General features: G+C 54.9%; 1 protein-coding gene. It reads right to left on the bottom strand.

The window, feature by feature from the left end; genetic code table 11:
• Window positions 1–8,506, bottom strand: an 8,506-nt coding sequence (locus tag AAC620_RS12185; RefSeq protein ID WP_340245350.1) for a beta strand repeat-containing protein, incomplete at its 3' end; no start/stop codon positions are given.
• Window positions 8,507–8,548 lie beyond the last annotated feature (42 nt).

Below are 8,548 nucleotides of genomic sequence, written 5' to 3'. Positions count from 1 at the left end.
CACCGTTGTCCGCTCCAACGCTCGCCACCGCAAATAGCTCGTTAATCGAATTAATATGTCTAGCATCGATTACCACGCGCTGGGGCGGGCTCAAGTCCAGAAGCAATGAAAGGCCAGTATCAGAACTCAACGTCATCTGACCACTAACCGATTCAGTCGGTCGAAGCTCTATATAAGCGCCTGCAGTCCCAGGCGTACCCTGAATGGAAAAAATCGAAGTATCTGTGACCGATGAACCATTTTCGAGGGTGACCGAAAAATTCGCCGTGTCAAAGCTTGAATCAGAAATATCTAAACGATAGACGCTAGCTTCATCACCGGAAAAAGCCGGTGAAATAACAGCACTGTTTAGGAATTGCTGATAACCATCACTATTAAGCTCTTCCGTTAGATCAATGAAGAACCCCTGAGAAGTCACTCGATCGTTTTGTGGTTGGTCGTAGGCAAAATCCAAACTAAACTGCAAATCGGTAACATCTGGTCGATAATATATCCTGTTGTCAAACGCACTATTATTAAGATAGTCACCAAAATCGAAGTTATCACCGACCGTCCAAACTATCCCTGAATAGTCTGAAGTCTGTGGATCAATCGCCATTTGAGGCGAGCCCATGGTATCTAGAGAATTCGATACGCCGAAATCGACCCCTTGGGTTAACCCCGAACTACCTGATTGTGCTGGCACCAAATCGTAGGTATGCCCATCATCTCGCACCTCGAGTTTATGGCGTACCCACGCATAGAGCTCAGTTCCTGCCGGAAGTGTACTAATGTCTGTGTTATCGACAATTGCGTAGGCGTAAAATTCCAAGCTGGTATCTGTTTCGCTGATAATCTTAATTTGGTCCAGAGTGGGACCATCAAAATCATCAGTATGGTATTCCGATGCGTCGTATGATCCATCGAGATTTAGATCAAATCGCCCAAAATTCATCTTGTCTCTTAGAGCACTAAGATTTATCTCCCAGCCGCCAGGAGTGACAGTGTATTGTGTTATCTCGGCTGTCGAATCCGTACTGTCCCACCAGCGGTCGAAAAAGTACTTATCCCCCACATTGATTAGTTCAGGATTGTCTAACAAGATGTCATTCAAGCCCAGATTAGGGACCGAGCCCTCCTGACTTTCATCAGTTGTTATCGCTTTTGGAGTAATGCCAAATTCATCGGAAATGTAATTAACGATTTCGTTATATTCACCGATAGTCAGGTAATCATCTGAGTCAAATGACCCGTCTGTTGTTTTATAAATTCGGTACAAACCATTAAATAAAGTCCCACCACCTGACCTATCACTCACCGATGAAGAAAGTGGGCCTTCAAAATAATAAGTACTGCTATTCACCTCCAATTGAACCAGTCGATCATTTACACTACCGTTGATGGCAAGTGCACCGTCAGAATCTAGACTTAGCTGTGGCGTTTCGACAATTACTGGAGCAGCGTAATCGACAACACCGATGTTTTTGAAGTCATCTACGGTAGGCACATCGCCACTATCGAAGCTACCACTGGTGTCGAAGTCAGCCGTTGCATCAGATTCAGCGTAGGCTTTGATCTTGGCCATCGACGCTGTCGCCGCATCCCATAGCCCTTTGAGGTCGGTTGCGAGGTTGGTAACGTCTGATAGGTCATCTGCTGTCAGCGCCAAACGCTTGCTCAGCATATCGGCTTGCGCCGCAGTGATAGGCCCTGCAGGGTCACTACCGTCGTTAATACCCAGTAACGCAAACTGATCAGGCGTAAGCCCCGTTACACCGTCGCTATCTGGGCTCACACCTTGGATCATGTCGATCAGATCCGAGGTGGCATCCGCAAGGTCTTGTAGACCCGCAACGGTCGCAATATCACCACTACCGAGATTGGTCTTGATGATCTCTTGCAAGTAGGCGAGTTGCTGCGTTTGCTCTGCGCCTGCTGCTTTGAGCGTGACACCCAAATCGGTAAAGTCATTGGCATCAAGTACAATTGTGGACGTAGCGCCTACCTCACGCAGATCCAAGATGTGGTTGTAGCTATCCACCAGGGTCTGCACATCCGCAGCGGTAATCTGTGCCGCAGTCACTAGCGGGTTGTTCGCGCTCACCAGTGCATCGTTAATAGCAGCAAGGTTGCCAGCGTCTACGCCATCAATGCCCATCTCGGCATAGGTATCCGTGGTAACGCCTGTCGCGTCATAGCCAACAGCATCCAGAATATCCTGATGCGCAATGATCGCATCTTCAATCAACGTTCTAAGGTTCGCGTAATCGGCAATCCCATCCTCATCCGCCAGATCCGTCAGCACACGCTGGATCGCGTCGAGGTTCTCATCGGTCACCTCTTCGGCAATCGGATCATAAAAACCCAACGTGAGGAGCTGGTCTTTTGTGACCGTGACCGTATTCGTTGTGTCGTCATCGCTTGTGCGCGCCGCATTGGCAAACACCGCATCGATCGCATCCACAATGCCTTGTACCTTGTCGACCGTATCGACTTCAGTAAAGGAAAGCTCTGCAATAACACCCGAGGCCAGGCTCGCATCGTTATCACTCAAACCATCGGCCAATGTAATGCCGATATTCGCAAGATCAGCCTGCGTGAAGCTGCCCGTATCGATCTCAGCCACGTCGAAGATCGCATTGTAGCTGTCAACAATGGTCTGAATGTCACCCGCCGTTGTCACCGTGTTGGGTGTGCGCGTCAGCGCATCGAGTACCGCGCTAACCGTGTCACTATCGACCGCATCAATCCCCATGGCCGCAAAATCAGTCTCATCCAGACCGCTAAGATCCGGTGCAGAACCACTTTGCGCCGTCGCCACCACGTCCGTCAGCGCCGTGTGCGCATCCACCGCCGCATCAATCAGGCTCTTCAGATCGGCATAGTCTTTCACCGCATCGCGGTCTGCCGCGTTGCGCACCAAGACACGTTGGATCGCATCAAGGTTATCGGCATCGACCGTGTCGAAGCCGAGTGTGTTCAAATCTGTTTGGGTGGCCAATATGCCTGCGTCACCGGCTGCAGGATCTGCACTGAGTGCCGCACTGTCAAAGACCTTCTTCGCGGCATTCGCCAAGGCTTGCAACTCACTAATCGAGTCCACATTGTCGGTCGCATTGCCGCCTGCCGGCGACGCCTTGTTGGCAATAATCCCCGACAACAGTTCTGCCAGCGCAGACGGTTCTTGGGCGTCATCGCTCGAGAGCGCTACACCAAGGTTGGTAAACTGCGCAGCGGTAATAACCGCATCTGTACCGGTCACTTCACCCGAGGCAACAGACAGCACCTGCGTGTAGTTATCGACAAGTGCCTGGATCGCCTCAAAGCTGTCAATGCTATCCGGGGTTTTTATTAGAGCTTCCAGCACAATGCCGGACATCTCGGTCGCATCGGCAATGCCGCTGATGCTCACATCGGTGACACCGTCCACACCCATGGCCTTGAAGCTGTCAGGCGTCAGAGACGCCGCCGCAGCCGCTATGGCCGCTGCATGAGCCGCATCATCCGTATAGCTGCCTTGCGCCGCAGCCGTCAGCCCCACGATGCCATCAAAGGCATTGGACGCGGTATCCAGTAGCGTTTTCAGATCGGCATAATCGGTCACCGCCGCGCTGCCATCACCCACCGCTTGATCCGCAAGAACCTTCTGCAGCGACGTCAAACGGCTGTTGCCAGCGGTATCGGCCAGCAAGCTCTCAAAACCTAGCGCCGCTAGGTCCGTGTCGCTCACCTGAACCGGTGCACCACTCGCACCCAATGTACGAGATGACGAGCTAGTTGGTTCTCCGTCGTTATCCGGGTAAAGCTCTTCATTCGTTTCTGTATTGATGAGACGACCATAGATTGGGCTGTTCGTAGGCCTCTCCAGCACCAACGTAAACGGCGCCTCATCGGTACGGATAAAGGTCAGCTCACCACCCGCAACGCTCACCTCATAGCCCGTGCCCGCAAGATCCGCGTTCAAGCCATCCACAACCGACTGCAAATCATCACGCGAAGCCGCAATGCCTCTAGCGGTCACAGTACCACCGGCCGTTTCCAGCCTCACACTGATATCCTCACCCGCATTAATATACATTGAGCGATATTCAGCAGATGAATCAGGATAACCTGAGGTCGCATGAACGACTTTAAGCGTCATCGCTGAGACCGGCACCGGTGTGCCGCCGCCACTCGTCTCGCCATTGGCCCGCGCAAGCACACGCTCAGCACTCGCCACAAAGCTCTCAAGCTTCGCCACCGAGTTGATCATGCCAGCCTGCTGCTCAGCAGCCGTCGTGGTTGAGCCGTCTCCATTGGTGACGTCAGCCTTCGCTGCAGCCACCGCCTGTAAGGCACCCTGCAGCAGCGTGGTCTGATCTTCTGCGCGCGCCGCATCACTCGACAGATTACTGACGCCAAGGTTCGTTAAATCTTCAATCAGATCGGTCGCCGTCGGCTGATCGCCCTGCGCATACACGGTGTTAAACACCGCGTTATAGCTATCGGCCACAGTCTGGATCTGGGTGTATAGGTCTCCCTCACCCTCAAAGCGATCACGCACAGAGGCCAAGGCATCCAGCACCGCGCTGAGGTTGTCATCGCGCACACCCGCAACCGCCATGTCGGCAAAGTCCTGCACACTCGGCGCAGGGGACGCAGACGCACCTTGGGTGTCAGCAAACGCCGCCACGGTGGCAGAGGCGCCAGTCACACGGTTCACCAGCGCTTCGGTTATCGCAACCTGCGAGAGCGCGGACGCCGGTATGTCGTACGTCACCGGATCGGTCGTGGCATCCACAACAACCGGCTCAAGCACAGGATTGCCATTGTCATCGAGGATGACATTGCCGTCCGCATCGGTTTGTTCGGTATAAGTCAGTCCGGTATTGGCGATCGCACTGCTCGCCGTAAAGCTCGCCGTCCAGGTCAAGCCATCGGTGCTCGTCCAGATCGGCGCACCCTCGGCGCCCTCGGTTGAGAAGCTACCGCCAATCAATGCCAAGGCATCATCGGGCACTTGCCCCACGCGGGTCGCAAAGGTCAGGGTGGCGGTGGTCGTCTCACCCGCCGCCATCGTCACATCAGCAAAACTCACGACCGGTGCAGACACACTTGCCCTATCGCTCGCAATCGCGCGGGCAATCGCTGCCAGCTCACTGTCATCCACGTTCTGGATGTCTAGCGCCGTCAGTCCTGCTGTCGTGAGGCCGGCTGCGCCGGCTTCAACAATGGTCGCCGTAGTCTCTGTGGTGGTCGTCACCTCGAAGGCACGGTCCACCGTAATCTGTTCTGTTACCGCCGCACTCTGGATTTGCTTCCAGGTCGCGGTAAAGCCATCACCGCTTTCGTTTATCGCCAAGGCAAAAGGCAGACTGCTGTAGTCACTCTCGCCTTGCAGGGCCGTCAGTACATCGGCCAGGGTGTCACCCTCGGCCACACTGGCCGAGACCGTCACGCCGCCAAAGGCCAAATCGACATCACCAACGGCCGGCGCAAACACCCCGGTCTCAGCATCGGTCGTGCCCTCCAGCGCAATCGCTTGCTCGGCAAAACTAAATAGACTACCCGGCTGGGTAATCGTCGCGCTCAGCTGCGTCGCAGTCTGTGTAGTGGTTACCACCACATCCGCCACGGCCGCCGGCTGCGGCCCAAAGGCCTTCCACTGAACAGCCACGCCGTTGCCGCTGGCATCCGCACTCACCGTATAGGGTAGATCTGCATAGCCAGTCTCGCCTTGGATCGCACTGATCACATCCGCCACCGTGGGCGATGCGTTATCAGACAGATCCAGCGTATAGGTTTGCTCGCCAATGACCAGGTTGTGTACGCCCTGCGCTACCGCGCCAGGGCTGCCCACACTGCCACCGCCACCCAATACCAGGGTCTGTGAGGCACGTGTCATCGCGCCTACAACAGCCTCCGCATCCCCAGCCGCTTCAAGGCTTGAGACGCCATCAATGGCATTGGCAATGGTTTGGATCTCAGCGCGGGTATCAACCGCGTCGTCGCCGTAGCGTGTACTCAAGCGATTGAGCGCCTCGCCCATCACCTGCTGCTCTGCCGGCGAATCGACAATGTCGTTCACAGATCCAATAATTACTTCGTTGCGGGCATCGTCCGCGTCGGCGTTACCCACCAAGTCAGCCGTGCTCGCCTGCACCTGGAACACCGAACGCTCGTCGTCCGCCGTAAAGGTCGGTAGCGGCGTATAGCTCTCGCCTGCGGCTTCCGCAGCCGCTTGTGCCGCCGCTTCTGCCACCGAGATCGCCTGGGTCAAATCCAACGACCAGTCAAAGGTCCAGGTGCCCGACGCCGCATCCTGCGCAACGTTCGATACCTGCAAGCCCGCCGGCACACCGCTCATGTTAGCCAGCGCATGGGCCTCAGCCGCCGCTTCAGCCGCGTTTCGCTCCGCGACCGTCGGGTTCGATGGATCAACTGCACCCGCCAACTCCTCAGCAAGCTTCGACGTATACAGCGTCTCGTACTCGTCTAAGAAGTTGGTGTTTAATGCATATTTAAACTGCTCATCGGCACTGTTGTTCAGCAAGATGTTCAGGTCATCGCCGCCGCGAATCCCCTCAACGTCACCTCGTGTGACAAACGGAGCCGCTGCATCCGGTGCCGCCACCGTCGTCTGCGGCGGGATAATATCCACCGTCAGCAACACAGGCGCCTGGTAATCGTCTTCGGTCACCTCGGTCTTGGGTGAACCGTCTTCATTGGTCGCACCCGCCGGAATGATCGCATTGCGAACCGCCACCTCGCTGGCATCGCCCTGCTTCTCAATCACATTAAGCGGTACCGGCACACGCACGTTGCCATCGGCATCAATATCCGCCTCGGTGATCACTACCGTAAAGGTGTTGGCGTCACCCAGTGTCTCGCCCTCTGCTAAAAGGTCCGGGTTCTGGATCGTGCCCCATTGCACCACCACCGTATCACCCAGCTGTGCGCCCTTCACAGGCACGGTCGCGGTCTCCGCTTCCGCCAGGTTCAAGCCATAGCCGCTCGCCGCCGCCTCTTCTATATAAGCCACGTCCAGCAAGCCCCGGTTAACACCGGACTGGTCCAGGGCAACATCGGCTTCTGAGACGGTTAAAGCCTCAACCAACTGGTCCGCACCCGCCTGCTTGATGGCTAGCTGCGTGGTGCCGCCCGAAGTGATGGCTTTGATCTGACCTGTCAACTCATCCAGTGTAGATGCCATTGAACCGGTCTGACTGTCACGGCTCGACAGCATGGCCAGCACCTGACCGTATTTCTCAGACGCACTAATCCCATCTGCCGCGTCAAAGTCAGCAACATCAACACCCGTGGCGCTCTCTACCAGCGCCGAGTTCACCACCGTAACTTGGGTCTTTACGATCTCACCCAAACCAAAGATCTTCGCGACACCGCTGTTGAACTGATCAACGCGCACAGCCTCAAGAGGGGACATCTCGCTCGGGTTGCCTACCTCCTCCAATAGCTTACGCACCGCAAGTTCCGTCACAGGCGAGACCGTCACAGCAACATCGCCAGGCTCGTTCACGTTGAACACAGCCCGCATCACAGAACTCGACACACCGTCAGAGAGGCTCACTCCCTGGCCAGTAAATTCATCAATATAATCCGGCGCCGCATCCGTATCTGTCACCTCAACCAAAACCGCGCCGCGATACCCGGCAGGATAAAGCTCGTTCGCCCCTACCGCAAACCTCACCTGCCCGGTTTCTGGAACCAAGCTCTGACTAAAGGTTAATTCCCGACCCTTAGCGTCATAAAGCTGAACATTGGATCGCGCACCAATAAACAAACCAGCCGCCGGGATCACATCGATATTGACAGTCTGGGTATCAACAGACTGCGTCTGCTTATATACAATGACATTTTCATTTGTTGCCAAATCACGCAGCGCATTCGGCAATACAGAGACAGTCAAATCCCCCAAAGAACGATCCGGGATAACTACGTCAACAAAAAATGACGAGCCATCATCAACACCATCCGCATTCATACCACGGCGGAAGTTCGCGACAGAAAGATCCCCGCTCAGATCCTGAAGCACAAATCCGTTTTCATCAGAACGCGAGCCCGTAAATGAGACGTCAAATCCGCCAAGAATAACCGCTTGTTCCGCAACTTCAATGGCTTCAGCTATCGCGGCTGACATCTCCTCATCCGTCGCATCGGGACTTAATCCAAGTTCTTCGCGCGTTTGTGCATTCAACGCACCATAGTCAATGGCCGAGAGATCAAACTCTATCGCTTCATTGGCTTCAAACTTAAACGTCACGACCCGCAGATCACGGACAACATCCAAACCATCATCATTCTCTATAAAATTATCCGTAGAGCGCAGCTTGGTTGGCGCTTTTGTATCAATAACAGCGGTTGTGTAATTGAGTTGCTCCGGATTGATCTCGACCAATGCCTCATTTCCGGCTTGGTCTGTAATTTTGGCCCCTCGTTCTGCGAGGCCTGTGACCTTGAGCTCCCGTGTGTTGATGTCGTCTTGCTGGACGGTGTACTCGAAGCGCAGCTTGGTCAGATCGTCGACCATTGTTCCGCTGTCGTCGACTTGAACATAGCCAACATATTGGGC

The organism is Roseobacter sp. HKCCA2468, assembly GCF_037805105.1.
In the GTDB taxonomy this organism is placed as follows: Bacteria; Pseudomonadota; Alphaproteobacteria; order Rhodobacterales; family Rhodobacteraceae; genus M30B80.
The sequence above is the reverse complement of the archived record's forward strand: the minus strand, read 5'-3'. Positions and strand labels throughout refer to the sequence as shown.